Source organism: Clostridium sulfidigenes, from assembly GCF_000732635.1.
Lineage (GTDB): Bacteria > Bacillota > Clostridia > Clostridiales > Clostridiaceae > Clostridium_J > Clostridium_J sulfidigenes.
Map to the genome: position 1 here is coordinate 1 of NZ_JPMD01000084.1, position 963 is coordinate 963.

Annotated in this window: 1 pseudogene; it reads left to right on the plus strand. The window is 26.9% G+C overall.

The features are described from left to right. Nucleotides 1-130: 130 nt before the first annotated feature. Nucleotides 131-963, plus strand: a pseudogene (locus IO99_RS19570) (HTH domain-containing protein); the annotation flags it as partial.

The following is a 963-nucleotide window of genomic DNA, read 5'->3' on the forward strand; positions in this document are numbered from 1 at the left end:
TAGAATAAATAGAAAAGGTATGCCATAAAATTTAAAATGTACCCTATATAGTAGACACTTTAAAAAAAGTCTATTATATAGGGTATTTTTATGTATAATAAAATTAATATATAGCTTTAGGAGTGATTATATGAGCAACAAATTTTTCACTGAATATCAAATTAAGAACTTATCTCAAAACAAATATGTACAGACTATTTCATCAAAATCAATTACATATACTGATGAATTTAAAAGACATTTTATTGCTGAAAATATTTCTGGTAAGCTACCAAGACAAATATTCGAAGAATGTGGTTTTGATATAGAGATTTTAGGAATGAAAAGAGTTAAGGCTGCTGGTAATAGATGGCGTAAAATGTATAAAGATGGCGGAGCCACAAGACTTCAAGATACACGTAAATTAAATAATGGTAGACCAACTGAAAAAGAATTGTCCATAGAAGAAAAGTACGAAAAACTTCAAGCAAAGGTAAAACTTCTACAAGCTGAAAATGAATTGCTAAAAAAGTTAGATATACTAGAAAGGAGGATGAGTACAAAGAAGTAAGATTGCTAACGCAAGAAAAATTTATTCTTATCAATTCTGTTATTCAAAAGTTTAATTTGAAAAATATGTTAAGTTATTTATGTAAATCTGCTAGTGTATCACGTTCTGGCTATTATAATTATTACTGTTCTAATTCTATCGCTACGCGTAATGCTCAAGAAGAAAATGATTTAGAGAGTTATAAAAATATATTAGCTGCATTTAATTTTAAGAATCGTAAAAAAGGTGCTAGACAAATTAAAATGACTCTTAAAAATGAGTTTAACATTAACTATAATCTGAAACGTATCAAAAGAATAATGAAAAAATATAATATTGTTTGCCCTTATAGAAAAGCAAATCCATATAGAAGAATGATGAAGGCTACAAAGGAACATACAGTCTTACCAAACTTATTAAATAGAGAATTTAAG